Origin of the sequence: Bradyrhizobium sp. CSA112 (assembly GCF_029051645.1) — a bacterium.
GTDB lineage: Bacteria > Pseudomonadota > Alphaproteobacteria > Rhizobiales > Xanthobacteraceae > Bradyrhizobium.
On sequence record NZ_JAACFS010000051.1, the window covers coordinates 1 to 21,381 of the forward strand.

18 protein-coding genes are annotated in these 21,381 nt (G+C 63.3%); 5 read left to right on the forward strand and 13 right to left on the reverse strand.

Features of this window, described 5'->3' with window-relative positions; translation table 11 throughout:
* Positions 1–153: 153 nt before the first annotated feature.
* Positions 154–645, reverse strand: coding sequence for an iron response transcriptional regulator IrrA (gene irrA / locus GWE18_RS38885; protein ID WP_057854836.1), 492 nt, complete (start codon positions 643–645; stop codon positions 154–156).
* 335 nt (positions 646–980) lie between these two features.
* Between irrA and fabA the strand changes: the two genes are divergently transcribed.
* The 3 genes from fabA to fabI all read left to right on the forward strand — a co-directional run bounded on the left by fabA (position 981) and on the right by fabI (position 3,742).
* Positions 981–1,502, forward strand: a complete 522-nt coding sequence (gene fabA, locus GWE18_RS38890) for a 3-hydroxyacyl-[acyl-carrier-protein] dehydratase FabA (protein ID WP_057854816.1) — start codon at positions 981–983, stop codon at positions 1,500–1,502.
* Between the two features lie 63 nt (positions 1,503–1,565).
* A complete protein-coding gene (gene fabB / locus GWE18_RS38895) occupies positions 1,566–2,789 on the forward strand; it encodes a beta-ketoacyl-ACP synthase I (protein ID WP_275190832.1) in 1,224 nt (407 codons plus the stop codon).
* A 152-nt stretch (positions 2,790–2,941) separates the two neighbouring features.
* On the forward strand, positions 2,942–3,742 hold the full coding sequence (gene fabI / locus GWE18_RS38900; protein ID WP_275190833.1) for an enoyl-ACP reductase FabI: 801 nt from the start codon (positions 2,942–2,944) through the stop codon (positions 3,740–3,742).
* A 99-nt stretch (positions 3,743–3,841) separates the two neighbouring features.
* Here fabI and GWE18_RS38905 read toward each other — a convergent pair whose 3' ends face one another.
* From GWE18_RS38905 to GWE18_RS38915, 3 genes are all read right to left on the reverse strand, one after another.
* On the reverse strand, positions 3,842–4,438 hold the full coding sequence (locus tag GWE18_RS38905) for a glutathione S-transferase family protein (protein ID WP_275190834.1): 597 nt from the start codon (positions 4,436–4,438) through the stop codon (positions 3,842–3,844).
* Positions 4,439–4,663: 225 nt separating this feature from the next.
* The gene (locus tag GWE18_RS38910) at positions 4,664–5,119 is read right to left on the reverse strand and encodes a GNAT family N-acetyltransferase (protein WP_275190835.1); all 456 of its coding nucleotides are present in this window, start codon (positions 5,117–5,119) and stop codon (positions 4,664–4,666) included.
* 35 nt (positions 5,120–5,154) lie between these two features.
* Positions 5,155–6,084 (reverse strand): hydrogen peroxide-inducible genes activator, encoded by a 930-nt coding sequence (locus GWE18_RS38915; RefSeq protein ID WP_057854812.1) that lies wholly within the window; start codon positions 6,082–6,084, stop codon positions 5,155–5,157.
* Positions 6,085–6,186: 102 nt separating this feature from the next.
* Here GWE18_RS38915 and katG point away from each other — a divergent pair, with 102 nt between their 5' ends.
* The gene (gene katG / locus GWE18_RS38920) at positions 6,187–8,337 is read left to right on the forward strand and encodes a catalase/peroxidase HPI (RefSeq protein ID WP_275190836.1); all 2,151 of its coding nucleotides are present in this window, start codon (positions 6,187–6,189) and stop codon (positions 8,335–8,337) included.
* 68 nt (positions 8,338–8,405) lie between these two features.
* On the opposite strand, the gene GWE18_RS38925 is transcribed toward katG, so the two are convergent.
* The 9 genes from GWE18_RS38925 to rimP all read right to left on the reverse strand — a co-directional run bounded on the left by GWE18_RS38925 (position 8,406) and on the right by rimP (position 19,825).
* The gene (locus GWE18_RS38925; RefSeq protein ID WP_275190837.1) at positions 8,406–9,143 is read right to left on the reverse strand and encodes a superoxide dismutase; all 738 of its coding nucleotides are present in this window, start codon (positions 9,141–9,143) and stop codon (positions 8,406–8,408) included.
* A gap of 343 nt (positions 9,144–9,486) precedes the next feature.
* Complete coding sequence (pnp, locus tag GWE18_RS38930) at positions 9,487–11,643, reverse strand: polyribonucleotide nucleotidyltransferase (protein WP_057854809.1); 2,157 nt, start codon at positions 11,641–11,643, stop codon at positions 9,487–9,489.
* A gap of 318 nt (positions 11,644–11,961) precedes the next feature.
* Positions 11,962–12,231, reverse strand: coding sequence for a 30S ribosomal protein S15 (gene rpsO, locus GWE18_RS38935; protein WP_057854808.1), 270 nt, complete (start codon positions 12,229–12,231; stop codon positions 11,962–11,964).
* 2 nt (positions 12,232–12,233) lie between these two features.
* The gene (gene truB / locus GWE18_RS38940) at positions 12,234–13,385 is read right to left on the reverse strand and encodes a tRNA pseudouridine(55) synthase TruB (protein WP_275190838.1); all 1,152 of its coding nucleotides are present in this window, start codon (positions 13,383–13,385) and stop codon (positions 12,234–12,236) included.
* A complete protein-coding gene (gene rbfA / locus GWE18_RS38945; protein ID WP_275190839.1) occupies positions 13,385–13,798 on the reverse strand; it encodes a 30S ribosome-binding factor RbfA in 414 nt (137 codons plus the stop codon). Before rbfA ends, truB begins: the two co-directional genes overlap by 1 nt.
* 169 nt (positions 13,799–13,967) lie before the next feature.
* Positions 13,968–16,619 carry a translation initiation factor IF-2 gene (gene infB / locus GWE18_RS38950; protein WP_275190840.1) on the reverse strand — a complete coding sequence of 884 codons (2,652 nt, stop codon included), beginning with the start codon at positions 16,617–16,619 and terminating at the stop codon, positions 13,968–13,970.
* A 77-nt stretch (positions 16,620–16,696) separates the two neighbouring features.
* On the reverse strand, positions 16,697–17,377 hold the full coding sequence (locus GWE18_RS38955; protein ID WP_275190842.1) for an RNA-binding protein: 681 nt from the start codon (positions 17,375–17,377) through the stop codon (positions 16,697–16,699).
* 75 nt (positions 17,378–17,452) lie between these two features.
* The gene (gene nusA / locus GWE18_RS38960; protein ID WP_275190843.1) at positions 17,453–19,063 is read right to left on the reverse strand and encodes a transcription termination factor NusA; all 1,611 of its coding nucleotides are present in this window, start codon (positions 19,061–19,063) and stop codon (positions 17,453–17,455) included.
* A 3-nt stretch (positions 19,064–19,066) separates the two neighbouring features.
* Positions 19,067–19,825 (reverse strand): ribosome maturation factor RimP, encoded by a 759-nt coding sequence (rimP, locus tag GWE18_RS38965; RefSeq protein WP_275190844.1) that lies wholly within the window; start codon positions 19,823–19,825, stop codon positions 19,067–19,069.
* Between the two features lie 339 nt (positions 19,826–20,164).
* On the opposite strand from rimP, the gene GWE18_RS38970 reads away from it, so the two are divergent.
* A complete protein-coding gene (locus GWE18_RS38970; RefSeq protein WP_275190845.1) occupies positions 20,165–21,235 on the forward strand; it encodes a DUF2336 domain-containing protein in 1,071 nt (356 codons plus the stop codon).
* The last annotated feature ends 146 nt before the right edge of the window (positions 21,236–21,381 follow it).

Genomic DNA, 21,381 nt, shown 5'->3' on the forward strand with positions numbered 1-21,381 from the left:
CGTTCAACATCTTGGCACCTCAATGGAATCGAAGTGCCAGACACAGAATCACAGTGACTCTTCGCCCGGGAAGGCCAAATCAACGGGCGAGTCATTCCGTCGCAGCCACGATGTGTGCATCAGCTAGTGCGTTCGCAGGGACGACCGCGACAGCTAGCGCTTCTTGCGCAGGCGCACGACCATGTCGACGCGGGCGATCTCGTAGCCTTCCGGCACGTCCGGCATCTTCGACAGCACCAAGTGCGGATCGGGAATGTCGACCAGCTCGTGGTTGTTCTCGAGATAGAAGTGGTGGTGTGCGGTGACGTTGGTGTCGAAATAGGTCTTGGTGCCGTCGACCGAGACCTGACGCAGCAGGCCGGCATCGGTGAGCTGATTGAGCGTGTTGTAGACGGTCGCCAGCGATACCGGAACCTTGGCCAGCGTCGCTTCCTCGTACAGCATTTCCGCGGTCAGATGGCGGGCGCCCTTGCCGAACAGGAGCCAGCCCAGTGCCATGCGCTGGCGGGTGGGCCGGAGACCGGCGGCCTGCAGCATTTCGTTGACGTCGTGCCAGGGACAGCCGGTCAACGCCGGCTGATGTCCGGCGGCGCGGGCGGCCGGATCGATACCGTCGTCGTTCGGGGTCGGGGCTTGGTCGTTCATGTCCACTTCGGGCACCACGCGCTAACTTGGGCAATATTCTTGCCCAATATAAAAGGAAATCAGGTAGATGCAAGTTTTTCGCAACTAGAACCCGCCCAAGGTTAAGGGGGAACGAGCGCACCAACGCGGCGTTTTAGCCCGTTCCAGTGCTTTGCCGGGCATTGATGCCTATGTTACAGAGCGCGCGGACCACATATGCGATTTCGGCAGAGGCTAATGCCGATAGCACCCTAAGTAGCGCCGAATTGCGGGAAGCAGACGTTCTCCCGTAGGGAAACGGGTCCGGTTCGCTCAGAAAGCGCTCCATCGGGACATCTAATGAGAGGCTGGATACGATGCTGGATCGGCGCGGCGGTTATGAATACGAGGATTTGCTGGCCTGCGGCCGAGGCGAGATGTTCGGCCCGGGCAATGCCCAATTGCCGCTGCCGCCGATGCTGATGTTCGACCGCATCACCGAAATTAGCGAGAATGGGGGTGAATTCGGCAAGGGCCTGATCCGCGCCGAACTCGATGTGAAGCCGGACCTGTGGTTCTTTGGCTGCCATTTCAAGAACGATCCGGTCATGCCCGGATGTCTCGGCCTCGACGCGATGTGGCAGATGGTCGGCTTCTACCTGGGCTGGATCGGCGGCGAAGGACGCGGCCGGGCACTGGGATTGGGCGAACTGAAGTTCTCCGGCCAGGTGCTGCCGAACGCTCGCAAGGTTGTGTACAACATCGACATGAAACGCGTGATGCGCTCAAAGCTGGTGCTTGGCGTTGCCGACGGCTGGCTTTCCATGGATGGCGAGATTATCTATCGCGCCAAGGACCTGAAGGTCGGGTTGTTCAAGCAGGGCACCGCGCCCACCTGAGCGGCGCCGATCATGCAATCAAATATCTTCACTGACGAACGGAAACGGTAGGGCGAGGCGATCATGAAGCGGGTTGTCATAACGGGGATGGGCATTGTCTCGTCCATCGGAAACAACACCCAGGAAGTGCTTGCGAGCCTTCACGACGCAAAATCCGGGATCAAGCGCGCCGACAAGTACGCCGAGCTGGGCTTCCGCTCGCAGGTGCAGGGCGCGCCGACCATCAATCCGGCCGACGTCATCGACCGCCGCGCGATGCGCTTCCTCGGCGAGGGCGCAGCATGGAATCACATCGCGATGGAGCAGGCGATCCAGGATTCCGGACTGACGCCCACGGAAGTCTCCGACGTCCGCACCGGCATCATTATGGGCTCCGGCGGGCCGTCCGCGCGCACCATCGTGGAAGCGGCCGACATCACCCGGAGCAAGGGGCCCAAACGGGTTGGGCCATTCGCGGTGCCGAAGGCGATGTCGTCAACGGCGTCGGCCACGCTCGCGACCTGGTTCAAGATCAAGGGTGTGAACTATTCGATCTCGTCGGCCTGCGCGACCTCGAACCATTGCATTGGCAACGCCTATGAGACGATCCAGATCGGCAAGCAGGACGTGATCTTCGCCGGCGGCTGTGAGGAGCTCGACTGGTCGCTGTCGGTGCTGTTCGACGCGATGGGCGCGATGTCCTCGAAATACAACGACACGCCCGCCACGGCCTCGCGCCCCTACGACGTCAACCGCGACGGCTTCGTCATTGCCGGCGGCGCCGGCGTGGTGGTGCTGGAAGAACTCGAGCACGCCAAGGCGCGCGGCGCGCGCATCTACGCCGAAGTGGTTGGCTATGGCGCCACGTCAGACGGTTATGACATGGTCGCGCCGTCGGGCGAGGGCGCCGAGCGCTGCATGCGCATGGCGCTCGAAACCGTGAAGACACCGATCGATTACATCAATCCGCATGCGACCTCGACGCCGGCCGGCGATCCCCCGGAGATCGAGGCGATACGCAAGGTCTTTGGCACCGGCGACAAGTGCCCGCCGATCTCGGCGACCAAGGCGCTGACCGGTCACTCGCTCGGCGCCACCGGCGTGCAGGAGGCGATCTATTCGCTTCTGATGATGAACAATGGCTTCGTCTGCGAGAGCGCTCACATCACCGAGCTCGATCCGATCTTCGCCGACATGCCGATCGTGCGCAAGCGCATCGACAATGCCAAGCTCGGCACCGTGCTGTCGAACTCCTTCGGCTTCGGCGGCACCAACGCCACGCTGGTGTTCAAGCGGATGGATGCGTGATGTACTCGTCATGCCCCGCCTTATGCGCAATTGCGCACTGGGGCGGGGCATCCAGTACGCCGCAGCCTCTCGGCTAAATCACTGACCCTCTGGAATACTGGATCACCCGCGTTCGCGTGTGATGACGTCGAAGAAATGGGAGCGAGCGTACGATGCAAGACCTGATGAAAGGCAAGCGCGGACTGATCATGGGCGTCGCCAATGATCATTCGATCGCGTGGGGCATTGCGAAAGCGCTGCACGCGCAGGGCGCCGAACTGGCCTTCACGTACCAGGGCGATGCGCTGGGCAAGCGCGTCAAGCCCCTGGCGCAATCGCTCGGTATAGACACCGTGTTGCCGTGCGACGTCGAGGATATTGCGAGCGTCGATTCCGTATTCGCGGCACTCAAGGCCAAATGGGGCCATCTCGATTTTCTCGTCCATGCCATCGCGTTCTCCGACAAGAACGAGTTGAAGGGACGCTATGCCGACACCACGCGCGAGAATTTCTCGCGCACCATGCTGATCTCCTGCTTCTCCTTTACGGAGCTCGCCAAGCGCGCGGCCGAACTGATGCCGGAGAGCGGCGGCTCGATGATCACGCTGACCTTCGGCGGCTCGGTGCGCGTGATGCCGAATTATAACGTGATGGGTGTGGCGAAGGCTGCGCTTGAAGCCACCGTGCGCTATCTCGCTGCCGATTTCGGCCCGCGCAAGATCCGCATCAATTCGATCTCGGCGGGTCCGGTGCGTACGCTGGCGGGCTCGGGCATCGGCGACGCACGCGCGATGTTCGCGTTCCAGCAGAAGCATTCGCCGCTCGGCCGCGGCGTGACGCTGGAAGAACTCGGCGGCTCCGCGCTCTATTTGCTGTCCGACCTTTCGGGCGGCGTCACCGGCGAAATCCACTATGTCGATTCCGGCTATAACGTGATTTCGATGCCGCGCCCGGAAGAACTGAAGGCGGAGTAGGATCTTGTAGCCCGGATGCAGCGAAGCGAAATCCGGGACATCTCGCAAGCGGCGCATTACTCCCGGATTGCGCTTCGCTGCATCCGGGCTACGTTCACTTCATCCCGCCGCGATCTTCTCCGCACGCTGGAACGCCGGGCGCGCCACGCAGCGGTCGATATAGGCGTCGAACGACGGCCGTGGCGGCACCATCTTGAACGCCCGCACCGCGAAGTTCAGGCCTGAGCCCAGCATGATGTCGGCCGCGGAGAATTTTTCGCCGAGAATCCATGGACCCTTTTGCAAGGCGGCATCGAGCACGTCGAACGTCTGCGTCGCGCTGCCCCACGCCGCCGTGCTCGGCGGCACCTCCAGTTTCGTGAACATCTGGATCAGCGCCGGCTCGATGCAACTGGGCGAAAAGAACAGCCACTGCAGATATCTCGCCCGCAGCGGATCGGTCACGGCCGGCGCCAGTGCGGTTTCCGGATAGCGGTCGGCGATATAGGCACAGATCGCGGCGGCTTCGCCGAGCGCCGCGTCGCCATCCTTCAGCCCCGGCACCTTGCCCATCGGATTGATCGCGAGATATTCCGGTGCCTTCTGCGCGCCGGTCGAAATATCCGTCAGCACGCGCTCGTAAGGCAGCCCGGTCTCTTCCAGCAGCCAGATCGCGGAGATGGAGCGGGAGCGGGGCGACCAGTAAAGCTTTATCATCAGACGTTTCCCTTTCGGATCAATTGCGAAATGTCGCGCAGGATTGCGTCAGCGTCACGACTGGCGAACTGAAATGATACCGGAGTGTCGCTCTAGGCATCGCTGGCATGGTCTGGTCTCGGCTCGCGGCCAGCAAGGCCCGAAGCGCAAAGCGCATCGGGGCCATTGTGAAACTAGAGCGTGCGCAAGCGATGCGCAAGGCGAAGATGCTTCGCACGCCTCGGATCAGTTGCTCTTCTTCCATCGGTAATACTTCATCACGAAGCCGGTCATCGGCTCGACCTGCTCCTTCTCGAACACAAAGCCCTCGCGCTCGTACCAGCGCCATGCCTTTTCGTTCTCGCGCACGCAGCGTAGCCAGATTTCATCCGGCAGATGTTGTCGCGTGAAGGCAAGCAATCGGCGTCCGAGACCGTTGCCCTGATATTCCGGCGCGACGAATAGCTGGTCGAGATAGCGGTCAGGCAAATGCATCGCCAGCATCGCCGCCAATCTTCCATTGACGTCGGCGACGTAGAGGCTCCAGCCCTTCTCGACCTCCATCGGAACGCGCGCGCGCAGTTTCGCCAGCAGGAAATTGCTGGCGTCTTCGAGCCCGGTTGATACCCAGCTCTCCATCCAGACCCGCGCGACCTCGTCATATTCGTCAGCGCGGGCGAGGCGAATGACGGGTTGTGGCAAATCGGTATCTCCCGAAGCGGGCATCGTCAGGCCCGTCATTTCCGCAATGGCGATTTCGCCTTGCGCTGTTCGCGCAATGCGTCGGCTGCGAGGCAAACCACTTCGGAGATTTGCTGGAGCTGTGCGGCGAGCGGACTGGTCTTGCGCCAGACCATGCCAATGGTTCGCGACGGTTGCGGGTTCCTGAAGCGCGCGACGGAGACCGGCGCCGAACGGGTTTCTACCGCGACCGCCATTTCCGGGATCAGGGTGACGCCGATGCCGGCGCCGACCATCTGAACGAGCGTCGACAGCGAGCTCGCGTCCAGCACTTCCCGCGGCGGCGACGATTGCATGTTGCAGAACGACAGCGCCTGGTCGCGGAAGCAGTGTCCCTCTTCGAGCAGCAAAAGGCGCATCTCGCGCAGCGTCTCGTGGCTCGGCACCGGCGTGCCCTCATCCTCGCCCGGCCGCACCAGCAGGAAATTTTCCGAAAAACACGCGACTTCGGTCAGCGAAGGTTCGGATACCGGAAGCGCAACGATCGCCGTATCCAGCCGGCCTTCAGCGACTTCCTTGATCAGCTTCGGCGTCAGCGTCTCGCGGACGTGAATGTCGAGTTCCGGATGCATGCGCGCGAGGTTCTCGATCACCTTCGGCAACAGATAGGGCGCAATCGTCGGGATCATGCCGATGCGCAGCCGGCCCGCGAGCCGGTCGCGCGAGGCGCGCGCGAAGTCGCCGAGTTCGTCGACCGAACGCAGGATGTCACGGACGCGCTGGACGATCTCTTCGCCGAATTTCGTCAGCGTCACCTGTCGTGCACTGCGCTCCAGCAGCACGCCGCCGAGGGTTTCCTCCATTTCCTTGATCTGCATCGAAAGCGCCGGCTGCGAGATGGAACATGACTCTGCCGCGCGTCCGAAATGGCCGTGACGTACCAGCGCGTCGAAGTAGCGGAGCTGTCTGAGCGTCATCTGGATCATCAGATCATCTTATCGGTTCGATCATTAAAATCAACTTTACCTGATGGGATGTCGTGCTTAGATTGCCTCCAATCTGAACAGGGACCACCCTAGGAGACGACCATGGATGACAAAACCAAATGCCCGTTCACGGGCGCGCGCGGACCAACGAACCGCGACTGGTGGCCGGACGCGCTGGACGTTTCGATTCTCCACCGCAATTCCACTCTGTCCGATCCGATGGGCGAGGCGTTCGACTACGCCAAGGAATTCAAGACCCTCGACCTCAACGCCGTGATCAAGGACCTGCATGCGCTGATGACGGAATCGCAGGAGTGGTGGCCGGCCGACTTCGGTCACTATGGCGGCCTGATGATCCGCATGGCCTGGCACAGTGCGGGCACCTACCGCATCACCGATGGCCGCGGCGGCGCCGGCGCGGGTCAGCAGCGCTTCGCGCCGCTGAATAGCTGGCCTGACAACGCCAACCTCGACAAGGCGCGCCGGCTGTTGTGGCCGATCAAGCAGAAATACGGCCGGAAGATCTCGTGGGCCGACCTGATGATCCTCGCGGGCAACGTCGCCCTCGAATCGATGGGCTTCAAGACGTTCGGCTTCGCCGGCGGCCGCGCCGATGTCTGGGAGCCCGAAGAGCTGTTCTGGGGGCCTGAGGGCACGTGGCTCGGTGACGAACGCTACAGCGGCGAACGGCAGCTCTCCGAGCCGCTCGGCGCCGTGCAGATGGGCCTCATCTACGTCAATCCGGAAGGGCCGAACGGCAATCCGGATCCGATCGCGGCGGCCAAGGACATCCGCGAAACGTTCTTCCGCATGGCGATGAACGACGAGGAGACCGTCGCGCTGATTGCCGGTGGCCACTCCTTCGGCAAGACCCACGGCGCCGGCGATCCGTCGCTGGTGGGGCCGGCCCCGGAAAGCGGTGCGCTCGAGGAGCAGGGCCTCGGCTGGAAGAGCAAGCATGGCACGGGCGTCGGCGCCGATGCCATCACCGGCGGCCCGGAAGTCACCTGGACGCAGACGCCGACGAAGTGGAGCAATCAGTTCTTCAAGAACCTGTTCGAAAACGAATGGGAGCTGACCGAGAGCCCGGCCGGCGCGAAGCAGTGGAAGGCGAAGGGCGCGGAAGCCACGATCCCGGACGCCTACGACAAGTCGAAGAAGCATGTGCCGACCATGCTGACCACCGACCTGTCGCTGCGTTTCGATCCGGCCTACGAGAAGATCTCGCGGCGCTTCTACGAGCATCCGGACCAGCTCGCCGACGCGTTCGCGCGGGCGTGGTTCAAGCTCACGCACCGCGACATGGGCCCGATCGCGCGCTACCTTGGCCCGCTGGTGCCGAAGGAGACGCTGATCTGGCAGGACCCGATCCCGGCGGTGGATCATCCGCTGATCGGCGAGGCTGATATCGCCGCGCTGAAGGCGAAGATTCTTAGCTCAGGCCTGTCGGTGTCCCAGCTGGTCTCGACTGCATGGGCGTCGGCGTCGACGTTCCGCGGCTCCGATAAGCGCGGTGGCGCGAACGGCGCGCGTATTCGTCTCAGCCCGCAGAAGGACTGGGAAGTCAACCAGCCGGCCGAACTCAAGACGGTGCTGCAGAAGCTCGAAGCGATCCAGAAGGAGTTCGGCAAGAAGGTTTCGCTTGCCGACGTGATCGTTCTCGGCGGCTGCGCAGCGGTCGAAAAGGCCGCAAAGGATGCCGGGCTTGACGTGAAGGTGCCCTTCACGCCGGGGCGCATGGATGCGTCGCAGGATCAGACCGACGTCGAGTCCTTTGCCCCGCTTGAACCGCGTGCCGATGGCTTCCGCAACTTTGTCAGCAGCAAGAAGCATCAGTTCATGAAGCCTGAGGAGGCGTTGGTGGACCGGGCGCAATTGCTGCGGCTCACGGGTCCCGAGATGACGGCTCTCGTCGGCGGCCTGCGCGTTCTCGGCGCGAATTTCGGCGGCTCCAAGCATGGCGTGTTCACCAACAAGCCCGGCACGCTGACGAATGACTTCTTCGTCAACCTGCTCGACATGGGCACGCAATGGCAGCCTGCCGGCTCAGACGGCGCGTACGAGGGCCGCGATCGCAAGACGAATGCGATCAAGTGGACCGGCACCCGCGTCGACCTGATCTTCGGTTCGCACGCGCAGCTCCGCGCCTTTGCGGAAGTCTATGCGTGTGCGGACTCGAAGGAGAAGTTCGCCAGGGATTTCGTGGCGGCGTGGGCCAAGGTGATGAACCTCGATCGGTTCGAGGTCGCCTGAGGCTTGGCGGAAACGCAATGACAAAACAAAGGGCGGCCGAAAGGCCGCCCTTTTTACATCGAATGCGCTCACGCGCCGAGCGTACCGGCCTTCGCGGCGGCATAACGTTCCGCGATCTTGCTCCAGTTCACCGTGTTCCACCACGCCTTCAGATAGTCGGCGCGGCGGTTCTGGTAGTTCAGATAATAAGCGTGCTCCCAGACGTCGTTGCCCATCAAAGCGCGCTTGCCGTCCATCATCGGATTATCCTGGTTCGGGCGGGTCTCGATCGCGAGCTTGCCGTCCTTGCTGACGGTCACGAACACCCAGCCGGAGCCGAACTGGCGCCCGCCCGCGGCGTTGAAGTCGTTCTGGAATTTTTCCATGCCGCCAAGGTCGCGGTCGATCGCCGCCAGCACCTCGCCCTCGGGCTTGCCGCCGTTCGGGCCCATGATTTCCCAGAACATGGTGTGGTTGGCGTGGCCGCCGAGATTGTTGCGGACGGTGAATTTGATGCTGTCGTCCAGCGCGTTCAGATTGCCGAGCACGTCCTCGATCTTCGCTGTTCCCAACCGCGGATTGGTCTTGGCGACAGTGTTGAGGTTGGCGACATAGGCGGCGTGGTGCTTGCCGTGATGGATTTCCATCGTCTTGGTGTCGATATGAGGCTCGAACGCATTCGTCGGATAACCAAGCGGCGGCAGCGTGAATGGACCCTCTGCGGCAGCGGGAGCCGCGGCCTGCGCGAATACGAAACGGGGGGCTGCCGCAACGGCAGCGACACCGGTTGCGGCAAACATCAGTTGGCGCCGGGACATGAATGACATCGATTTCTCCTTACCTGTGGGCAATTGGTGTGGGTACCTTGCGAACGGGACGCCGTGCGCCGCTGCGCGCGGCAAGCTACGGGTGACTATCGGAATCGGGTTTCATTTTCTGTCCTCGCGCCCTGCGGCGGAACCGCACAGGTGCCTCAATACTCCCAATGTAACGCAGGCGGATAACAAAAAAGGGCGGCCTTCCGGCCGCCCTTTGTTCACATTTTAGAGCGTTTTCGAGCGAAACCCTCGGACTTGATCCGTGGGTGGGTACCGGTTCGCGTGAAGAAAACGCGTCAAAGAAAGACTGGAGCCCGGTTCTGATCCATCAGAACCGGGCTCCAGCGATGCCTTACTCGCCGGCCGCTTCGCGCGGCGCCTGACCTTCCGCCTTCTGCTTGGCCTCAAGGTCCTCGCCGGTGGTCTGATCGACCACCTTCATCGACAGCCGGGTCTTGCCGCGGTCGTCGAAGCCGAGCAGCTTGACCTTGACCTTGTCGCCCTCCTTGACGACGTCGGAGGTCTTCTGCACGCGCGCCGAAGCGAGCTGGCTGATGTGGACGAGGCCGTCCTTGGCACCGAAGAAGTTCACGAACGCGCCGAACTCCATCACCTTGACCACGGTGCCGTCGTAGATCTGACCGATCTCCGGATCGGAGGCGATCGACTTGATCCACTTGATCGCGGCCTTCATCGCCTCGCCGTCGTTGGAGGCGACCTTGACGGTGCCGTCGTCCTCGATGTTGACCTTGGCGCCGGTCTTCTCGACGATCTCGCGGATCACCTTGCCGCCGGTGCCGATCACTTCACGGATCTTGTCGGTCGCGATCTTGAAGGTCTCGATGCGCGGCGCGTACTCGCCGAGCTCGGCGCGGGCATTGGTGAGCGCCTTGGCCATTTCGCCGAGGATGTGGATCCGCCCTTCCCTGGCCTGGCCGAGCGCGACCTTCATGATCTCCTCGGTGATGCCCTCGATCTTGATGTCCATCTGCAGCGAGGTGATGCCCTGGTCGGTGCCGGCCACCTTGAAGTCCATGTCGCCGAGATGATCCTCGTCGCCGAGGATGTCGGACAGAACCGCAAAGCGCGATCCTTCCAGGATCAGGCCCATCGCGATGCCCGCGGTCGGCCGCTTCAGCGGCACGCCCGCATCCATCAGCGCCAGCGAGGCGCCGCACACCGAGGCCATCGACGAGGAGCCGTTGGATTCGGTGATCTCCGAGACCACACGCACCGTGTAGGGGAACTCGTGGTGCGGCGGCAGGACCGGATGGATCGCGCGCCAGGCAAGCTTGCCGTGGCCGATTTCGCGGCGCTTGGTGCCGCCGAGGCGTCCGGTCTCGCCGACCGAGTAGGGAGGGAAGTTGTAGTGCAGCAGGAACGTCTCTTTATACGTTCCCGACAGCGCGTCGATATACTGCTCGTCCTCGCCGGTGCCGAGCGTGGTCACAACCATCGCCTGGGTTTCGCCGCGGGTGAACAGCGCCGAACCGTGGGCGCGCGGCAGCACGCCGACTTCAGCGATGATGTTGCGCACGGTCTTGGAATCGCGGCCGTCGATGCGCTTGCCGGTGTCGAGGATGTTCCAGCGAACGATCTTGGCCTCGAGCTCCTTGAACACGCCGGCGATGCGCAGCTTGTCGTATTTCGGCTCCTGCCCTTCCGGGAAGTAGTGCGCGATCACCTTTTCCTTGGCCTTGCCGACCGCCGCGTAGCGGTCCTGCTTGATCGGGATGGCGTAGGCGGAGCGCAGCTCCTGCTCGATCAGGCCGAGCATTTCCTTCTCGATCGCGCTGTTGTCGATGATGGTGACTTCGCGCGGATCCTTGGCGGCCTTCTCGGCCAGCTCGATGATCGCCTTGATCACCGGCTGGAAGTGGCGATGACCGAACATGACGGCGCCAAGCATGATCTCTTCCGAAAGCTCCTTGGCTTCGGACTCGACCATCAGCACCGCGTCCGACGTGCCGGCGACGACGAGCTCGAGCTGCGTGTCGGTCATTTCATCGAGCGTCGGGTTGAGGATGTATTCGTCGTTGCTGAAGGCGACACGCGCGGCGCCGATCGGTCCCTTGAACGGCACGCCCGACAGCGTCAGCGCTGCGGAGGCGGCGACCATCGCCACCACGTCGGGATCGTTCTCCATGTCGTGCGAGAGCACGGTGACGATGACCTGCGTTTCGTTGCGCCAGCCGTCTGCGAACAGCGGGCGGATCGGGCGGTCGATCAGGCGGGAAACCAGCGTTTCCTTTTCGGTCGGGCGTCCCTCGCGCTTGAAATAACCGCCGGGAATGCGGCCCGCGGCGTAGGTCTTTTCCTGATAGTCGACGGTCAGCGGCAGGAAGTCGACGCCCTCGCGCGGCGACTTCGCGGCGACGACGGTGGCGAGCACGACGGTCTCGCCATAGGTGGCGAGCACGGCGCCGTCGGCCTGACGGGCGATCTTGCCGGTTTCCAGCTTGAGGGGACGTCCACCCCAGTCGATTTCGACGGAATGCTTATTGAACATATCGGTTTCTTTCATGGGTTCACGAGAGAGCGGCGCCCAGAAACACAAAGACCATGCGCAAGATTGCGGGACGCTGATCGCAATAGAAGATCAGCATCCGGCGATCCTGCCATGGTCTTCATCTTTCGGATGGCGTCCATCCTCTCGGCAGTCACGGGCACCTTGCCCTGTCCAGCGGCCGGATTGCTGCTGGACGTTTGTCGAGCATGATCCTTGTCGGATGATGCTCCTTGCGCATGATCGTCTCCAAAAACTGGAGTCCGGTTGTTCGGAAGATCATGCGAAAACGCGCGCAAACTGCGCGCGCGTACTCTCAAATCAACGACGAATGTTATGCTTTTCGAGCAACGCCTTGTAACGCGCCTCGTCCTTCTTCTTGATGTAGTCGAGAAGCGAGCGGCGTGTCGACACGAGCTTCAGAAGGCCGCGGCGTGAATGATTGTCCTTCACGTGGGTCTTGAAGTGGCCCGTGAGATTGTTGATGCGTTCCGACAGGATCGCAACCTGGACCTCGGGCGAGCCGGTGTCGCCGGCTTTGGTGGCACTCGTCTTGATGACTTCCGCTTTGCGTTCGGCGGTAATCGACATCGTCAAACTCTCTCATTGCTGCGACCGGGACTGGCAGTCAGCCCGGTCAGGTTGAACACGCGCTTGGGGATGAGTTCGCCATTGCCAATTTCGGCGAGGGCCAGAAGCCGGCCTGCCACCGTGACATAGACTGTGCCGCTACTATTGGGCGCATCCCGTCCGCGCAACAAAACGGCCTGGCCCCGGTGGAGCCTTGCCGCATCAGCCCGTGTGACGGCCAGTGCCGGGATGTCGTCCAGCGCGGTCTCAACGGGCAAAAGCGCGTCGGCGAGGCTTCCCTCGCCAGACGCGGCTCTATTGCATAAAGCCTCCAACTCTTCCAGCGGAATCATGTCCGTCTCGCGGAATGGGCCCACCAAAGTCCGCCGCAACGCGCAGATATGGCCGAAACAGCCCAGAATCCGGCCGATATCGCGGGCCAGCGCGCGGACATAGGTCCCCTTGCCGCACTCGGCCTCGAACACGGATTGGCCGCTATCTCCGTGTTCTACCAAGGTTAATTCGTGAATCTCGATCGGCCGGGGCTTTAGTTCCACGGTTTCCCCGTCCCGCGCCAGGTCATAGGCGCGTTCGCCCTGGACCTTGATCGCGGAATATTGCGGCGGGATCTGCTCGATCAGGCCGGTGAACTGCGGCAGCAGCGCCCGGATCGCGTCGGCCGACGGCCGCAGCTCGCTGGTTTTGACAACCCGGCCCTCGGTGTCGTCGGTGTCGCGCTCCTCGCCCCAGGCGACCGTGAAGCGGTAGCGCTTGCGGCCGTCCATCACGAAAGGCACCGTCTTGGTGGCCTCGCCGAGCGCGATCGGCAGACCGCCGGAAGCCAGCGGATCGAGCGTGCCGGCGTGGCCCGCGCGCTTGGCCTGGAACAGGCGCTTGAGCACGGCAACCGCATGCGTCGAGGTCATGCCGATTGGCTTGTCGAGAATCACCCAGCCATGAACGTCGCGCTTGTCGCGACGCGGCTGGTTGTTCTGCCGCGGCTTGTTGCGCGGATCGTTGTTGCTGCGGCGCTCGCTGTCGCCAGCGCGGCGCTCGCCGTCGTCAACGCGGCGCTCGCCGTCGTTGCGGGACTCATCTGAGAAAATATTTTTTTCAGCGTCGTGTGAATCGGCGGTTTGCTGGGCGATCACGCCGTTGGCGGTGGGCATAATCATCACGTGTCGTCCGAATCGGGTGCGAGGTCTCTTTGCACCGCAGGTGTTCTCAGTAATTTCTCGATCCGTTCCGCTTCGTCGAATCGTTCGTCGACGCGAAAGCGAAGGTCAGGAGCAAATTTCAGGTTAACGCGGTGAGCGATTTCGCCGCGCAGGAACTTCTTGTTGCGCGCGAGCGCCGCGATCACGATATCGGCGTCGCGGCCGCCGAGCGGCATCACGTAAATCGTCGCAAGTTTCAGGTCCGGCGACATCCTCACCTCGGGAACGGTGATGATGTGGCCCTCGAGATCCGGGTCGTGCACGTTACCCTGCGATAGAATGTCGGCGAGGGCGTGGCGCACGGTCTCGCCAACGCGCAATTGCCGTTGCGAGCCGCCGGGGGCGGAATCCTTGTTGTGATGGCGGGGCATTTGTCGAAATCCCAATTGTCGTCATCACCCGCGAAAGCGGGTGATCCAGTTTTCCGTGGCCAAAGTCATTGCGGCGACTACTGGATGCCCCGCCCCGGTGCGCAATTGCGCACAAGGCGGGGCATGACGGTCTAGTTCAGAAATCCCAGGCTCTTCGCAAGATTTGGACTTACAGAGAGCGCTGGATGGTCTCCACGCGATAACACTCGATCACGTCGCCGACACGCATGTCGCCGTAATTCTCGAACGCCATGCCGCATTCCTGGCCGGACTGCACTTCCTTCACTTCATCCTTGAAGCGCTTCAGCGTCGAGAGCTTGCCCTCATGCACGACGACGTTGTCGCGGATCAGGCGAACGTTGGCGCCGCGCTCCACGGTGCCGTCGGTGACGCGGCAGCCGGCGACCTTGCCGACCTTGGAAATGTTGAACACTTCCAGGATCTGGGCATTACCGAGCATGGTTTCGCGCAGCGTCGGCGCGAGCAGGCCGGACATCGCCTTTTTGATGTCGTCGACGAGATCGTAGATGATGTTGTAGTAGCGGATCTCGATGCCGTTGCGCTTGGCGGCCGCCGCGGCTTCCTTGTTGGCTCGCACCGAGAAGCCGATGATCGCGGCGTTGAAACCTTCCGCCAGCGTGACGTCGGATTCCGAGATGCCGCCGACGCCCGCATGCAGGATGCGCGCGGCAACTTCCTCGGTGCCGAGCTTTTCCAGCGAACCCAGGATGGCTTCGAGCGAGCCCTGCACGTCGGCTTTCACGATCAGCGGGAATTCCTTGCGGCCCGCGGTCTTGAGCTGCGACATCATCTGTTCGAGCGAGCCGCGCATGCCGGAGATCGAGGCGGCGGCGTTCTCGCGCTTCTGGTGGGCGCGATAGCTCGTCACCTGGCGGGCGCGGGCTTCGTTCTCGACCACGGCGAGGCGGTCGCCGGCTTCCGGCGGTCCGTTGAAGCCGAGCACCTCGACCGGCACCGAGGGGCCGGCCTCGTCGATGTTTTCGCCCTGATCGGAGATCAGCGCGCGGACACGGCCCATTTCGGCGCCGGCTACGATGATGTCGCCGACCTTGAGCGTGCCGCGCTGAACCAGCACGGTGGCCACCGGGCCGCGGCCGCGATCGAGTTTGGCCTCGATCACGGTGCCCTCGGCAGGCCGTTCCGAATTGGTCTTGAGGTCGAGCAGTTCGGCCTGCAGCGCGATCATCTCAAGCAGCTTGTCGAGATTGGTCTTGTTCTTGGCGGAAACCTCGACGTCGACGACTTCACCGCCGAACGATTCGACCTGGACCTCGTGCTGCAGCAGTTCGGTGCGCACGCGCTCCGCCTTGGCGTCGGGCTTGTCGATCTTGTTGATCGCCACGATCATCGGAACCTTCGCCGCCTTGGCGTGATTGATCGCCTCGACCGTCTGCGGCATGACGCCGTCATCGGCTGCAACCACCAGGATCACGATATCGGTGACCTTGGCGCCGCGCGCGCGCATCGCGGTGAACGCGGCGTGGCCGGGCGTATCGATGAAGGTGATCTTCTTGCCGCTTTCCGGCGAGGTCACCTGATAGGCGCCGATATGCTGGGTGATGCCGCCGGCTTCGCCTGACACCACATTGGCGTGGCGCAGTGCGTCAAGCAGCGAGGTCTTGCCGTGGTCGACATGGCCCATCACGGTGACGACCGGCGAGCGCGGCTCGGTATCGGTGGAATCGTCGACGACGTCGAACAGGCCTTCTTCAACGTCGGACGCGGCGACGCGCTTGACGGTGTGGCCCAGTTCCTCGGCGATTAGCTGCGCCGTATCGGCATCGATCACGTCGGTGATCTTGTGCATCGCGCCCTGCTTCATCAGCAGGCGGATGACGTCGACCGCGCGCTCCGACATGCGGTTGGCGAGTTCCTGGATCGTGATTGCTTCCGGAATCGTGACCTCGCGGACCAGCTTTTCCTTCGGCTCGTTCGCGGCGTGGCCCTTCAGGCGCTGGGTGCGGCGGCGGAACGAGGCGATCGAACGTTCGCGCACGTCGTCGGCATTGAGCGCGGTGACCAGCGTCAGGCGGCCGCGTTCCTTCTGCGGGCCCGGCTTGTGGGTGGTCTTGGGGGGCACCGCGGGACGCATGGCGCCGCCGGGGCCGCGCCGGACCTGACGCGGACCTTCATCTTCATCGGAAGCGTCGGCGGCAACGCCTGGCGCGCGCGCGGGCGGCACGGCTGCTGCAGTCGGACGGGCGCCAGCCGGGCGGGCCGCGGCGGGCCGGGCCGCAGCGGGTGCCGGCGTCGCGGTCGTCTTGGCCTCGGCCTCGCCAAATCGCTTCTTGGCCTCGACTTCGGCCTTGCGCTTGGCTTCCTCTTCCTGCCGGTGCCGCTCTTCTTCAGCCTTGCGGCGGGCTTCGGCGGCCTCGCGCTCGGCCTGTTCGATGCCTTCACGGCTGGCGCGGCGCTTGGCTTCTTCCTCGGCCAGCCGCCGTTCTTCGACTTCGCGCACCTTGGCGTCGGCCAGCGCGCTGGCGCGGGCGGAACGCTCGTCTTCCGTCAGGGTGCGCAGTACCACGCCCGAACCGCCGCGCGGCGCGGCAGCCGGTGCTGGGCGGCCGAGCGGCGCCTTCGCAGGCGCCGGCTTGGCGGCGGCCGGCTCGGGCGCATGTGTTTCGGTTGCGGGCGCGTCGCCGCCAACGCGGCGCTTGCCACGCTTCTCGACCACGACCTGCTTGGTCCGGCCATGGCTGAAGCTCTGGCGCACGGTGCCCGTCTCGACCCGCGGCTTCAGCGTCAAGGTCTTGGTCGGGACACTCAGAGTCTTGTCGCCAGGCGTTTTCGTATCAACCATTCAGCAGTCCTAATCTCGTTACGTTGTGCGCATCCGCACAGTCATTGAAGCAGGGCTTCGGAACCAATCTTCGTCAGTCAGAATTTCTGGCCGCCATCCCCGGTCTTGTCGTCATCGTCCATCCGGTATCGAACCAGGATCTGGCAGCGCGACAGGAACGTTTTGCTCGCCGGGCCCGCGAGCAGCGCAGCATGTATCACATTTGACCGGCCCAGTGCCAAATCCAATTGTGCCGAGGTTAAAGCGGTAACAATCGGCAAATGCCGCGATTCGCCGCCATTTCCGCCCCTTTGCCCGGCGATAGCGTCCAATTTGCGGATTCCGTCGGCCGCGCCGTCGGAAGCGTGAATCAGGGCTTCGGCCCTGCCCTGTTCAAGCAGGCCCTCGACCTTGGCAAAGCCGGAAATGACCTGACCGGCCTTGGCCGCCATGGCCAGCGCCTCGGTGCAGCTTCGTTCCAGCAGGGCCTCGGTATCGGCGGGAAGGGTCGCCGCGACCTGGACGTCGCGCTTGAACCCTCGCTTAAATTGGTGACGCCGGACCGCTTCCGCAACGGTCTGCCGCGAGGCCCGGACCCATAGGCCGCGGCCGGGCAATTTTCGCTTCAAATCGGGGATTACCTCGCCCTGGGGCGAGACCACGAACCGGATCAGTTCGTCGATCGGGCGTACCTCGCAACTGACCGCGCACATCCGCATGGTCGCGGACCTGTCGGTCCGCGGCCCATGGTCGAGATCGGGGTCAGCCAAAGCGAGCATGCCTGTCTAGTGGCTCCTGTCATCTGCGCACGGTCTGCGCGCAGAAAAGATATTCGGCTTTGCGGAACACCCGCATTACGCCGTCTGGTCTTCGGTGACCTCGGCCGCCTCGGATTGTTTGGCGAGTTCCGCCTCGGTGATCCAGCCGGCAATGACGCGGGCCTGCATGATCAAGCGCTCGGCATCGTCGCGCGAGATCTCGTTGGCGTCGAGAATACCGGGGTGCTTGGTCGGCTCGCCGCCTTCCTTGCGCTCGGTCCAGCCGACCAGATCGTCGGTGGCGCAGCCCGCCAGATCCTCGACCGTTTTGATGTCGTTCTCGCCGAACTTCACCAGCATCTTCGATGTCACGCCGGGCACCGTCTTCAAAGCATCATCCACACCGAGTTCCTTGCGCTTGTTTTCCAGCTCCGTCTCGAGCTGTTCCAGATATTCCTTCGCCCGGCTCTGCAGCTCGTTGGCGGTTTCCTCGTCGAAGCCTTCAATGCTGGCCAGTTCCTTGACGTCGACCAGCGCGAGTTCCTCCACCGAGGTGAAGCCTTCCGACGCCAGCAATTGGCCGACCACCTCGTCGACGTTCAGCGCTTCCATGAAGACGCGGGTCGAATTCTCGAAGTCGGCCTGGCGGCGCTCGGACTCTTCCTGCTCGGTGAGGATGTCGATATCCCAGCCGGTCAATTGCGAGGCGAGGCGCACGTTCTGGCCGCGCCGGCCGATCGCCAGCGAGAGCTGGTTGTTGGTGTCGGGAACCACGACCTCGATCCGCTCGCGGTCCTCGTCGATCACGACCTTGGCGACTTCGGCGGGCGCCAGCGCGTTGACGACGAAGGTCGCAATGTCGGGCGACCACGGAATGATGTCGATCTTCTCGCCCTGCAGTTCGTTCACAACCGCCTGCACGCGCGAGCCGCGCATGCCGACGCAGGCGCCGACCGGATCCACCGAGGAATCCCGGGAAATCACGCCGATTTTCGCGCGCGAGCCGGGATCGCGGGCCACCGCCTTGATCTCGACGATGCCGTCATAGATCTCAGGCACTTCCTGCGCGAACAGTTTTGCCATGAATTGCGGATGGGTGCGGGAGAGGAAGATCTGCGGTCCGCGGGTTTCGCGGCGGACGTCGAAGATGTATGCGCGGACGCGGTCGCCGTTACGGAACACCTCGCGCGGCAGCATTTCGTCACGGCGGATGATGGCTTCACCGCGGCCGAGATCGACGATAACGCTGCCATATTCGACGCGCTTGACGACGCCGTTGACGATATCGCCGATGCGGTCCTTGAATTCCTGGTATTGCCGGTCGCGCTCGGCCTCGCGCACCTTCTGCACGATCACCTGCTTGGCGGATTGCGCGGCGATGCGGCCATACTCCAGCGGCGGCAGGGTGTCGGCGATGGTGTCGCCGACCTGGGCGCCCGGGTTGGCGCGCTGCGCGTCCGCCAGCGAAATCTGGTTCGACGAGTTCTCGACCTGCTCGACGACCAGCATGTGGCGCGACAGCCGCAATTCGCCCTTCTTGGCGTCGATCTCGGCGTGAACGTCGGTCTCGCTGCCGTAACGGGCGCGGGCCGCCTTGGCGATGGCGTCTTCCATCGCGGCGATCACGATCCCGCGGTCGATCGACTTTTCGCGGGCGACCGCGTCTGCGATCTGCAGCAGTTCGAGTTTGTTGGCACTGACGGCCATGGCCTAGTCTCCTTCGGTAGGATCGATCTCGCCCCTGCGGAGTCTCTCTGCAGCGAGGCGGTGTTTCTTTGTATTCGTCGGCTCCGGCTTCTTGCCGGTCTTCGGTTTCTTGCCCGTCGCCGGATCGCTCTTTTTTGCGTGCGGCGGAGGCGGCGGCACCAGCCCGAGATTCTGCTTCAGCTCGCGCTCGGCCTGCTTGCCGCGCCGCATCGATTCCGCAATCAACTCGTCGGTCAGAACCAGCCGGGCGTCGGAGATGTCTTCCATCACCAGGAGCACGTCGGCATCTTCGTCCGCGCGTGTGTCATCCCTATGTAGCCGCACCGCATTGCCTTCGACACCGGCGAGCGTACCACGGAAGCGCTTGCGGCCCTGATGGGCGACTGCCATTTCGATCTTCACGAGATGACCGGCGTAGCGTTCGAAATCAGAGCGGCGCACCAGCGGGCGGTCGATGCCGGGCGATGAAATCTCCAGACGGTAGGCGCGCTCGATCGGATCGGCGACGTCGAGCACCGGCGACAACGCCCGCGAGATCGCCTCGCAATCCTCGATCTGCATCGACCCGTCGGGCCGCTCTGCCATGATCTGGACGGTGCATCCGGCCTCGGCGGAAATCTTGATCCGGACCAGCCGATAGCCCATCCCCTGCAGAACCGGTCCGGCCACAGCCGACACCCGCGCCGCCACGCCCGGCTCGACGACGAGACGGGGCTCGGCCAGCAGCTCGGCATCCACGGAAACAGCAGTTGGATCGGTCATGTCCAGGGTCAAAAGCGTCTTACTTGCATGGGTTTAGGCCGGGCCCTAACCGGAGGTCCGGCCGGTTCCCCGAACCGGGCCTGACGCCCATTCTGGGCAGGGCAGGTTCAGGTAATAAAAAAGAGCGGGTCCCGGGGGGCCCACTCTCAATACGCGATCGTATGAGAACCATAAGTTGCCGCGGATATAGCGGTTTTTCCGCAATCCGACAAGGCCCGTGATCCCGTTAAGTCTGATTTTGCCAAGCTTTCAGCGAAGGGGCAATGTCTAACCCTTCATTCATGAACGCTGCCTAGATTTCCCGAAAACCTGCCAGTTCAGGCCGGTTTGGGTAGGTTTATGATAATTTCACCATCGTTGATCCCGGAACTCGACGACATCATCAGTCGTGGCGACCCCAAGCGCCGCGCCGATGCCGCGCGCCGCATCAGCGAGCTTTTCCTGCAGGGGGCGGCGGGTTTCCGTTCCGACCATGTCGATCTGTTCGACGGTGTTCTGACCAGTCTCGTCCCGCATGCCGAACTCGAAGCGCGCGCTGATCTCGCCGAGCGGCTGTCGCTGCTGGCGAATGCGCCGTGCGGCCTGGTCGGTCAACTCGCCCGCGAAGATGAAATTGCCATCGCAGGCCCGCTGCTGCGCCGCTCGCCGGTTATCGACGAAAAGATGCTGCTCGAAATTGCGTCCGTGAAGGGCCAGGATCACCTGCTGGCGATGGCGGAACGGCCCGCGCTTTCAACCGATCTCACCGACGTCATGGTCGCCCGCGGCGACCGCGACGTTGTCAGGCGCGCCGCCGGCAATGCAGGCGCCGCCTTCTCGTCGAGCAGCTATTCGACGCTGATCAAGCGCGCCGGCCAGGACGGCGTGCTGACGATCAGGCTCGGCCAGCGCGACGATCTGTCTTCCGAACAATTGAAGGATCTGCTTTCCGGCTCCATCGACGTCATCCGTCGTCGCCTGTTCCAGGTCGTCAAGCCCGAGCGGCAGGCCGACATCAAGCAGGCGATGGCCGCCATCACCGGCCCGCCCGAACGCGAGGAGCGGCGCGACTTTGCGCCGGCGCAGCGCACGGTGCTGAAGCTGCACCGCGAGGGCGCACTCGGCGAAGGCGCATTGCTCAACTTTGCCAGGGCCTTCAAATACGAGGAGTCGATCGCCGCGCTGTCAGCGATGACCGGCGTCAAGATCGAAACCCTCGACCGCCTGATCAGCGGCGACCGCTACGATCCGATCCTGATCGCCGGCAAAGCCATCGATCTCGAATGGGCGACCGTACGCGCGCTGATCCTGCTTCGGCTCGGCCCGAACCGGACGGCATCCCCCGCCGACATCGAAAACGCGCGGGTGAACTACGTTCGCCTGATGCCCTCGACAGCCCAGCGCGTCGTCGCGTTCTGGAAGACGCGGTAATCCGGCTTGATCGTCATTGCGACGTGAAGGCGCGGATAATGGGAGAAGCAAATGGGTAACGACCGCCGTCGTTCCGGGGCGCGAAGCGAACCCGGAACCTCGAGATTCTAAGGGCGCAAGGGCGCCCCATAGTTCGATGCTGCGCA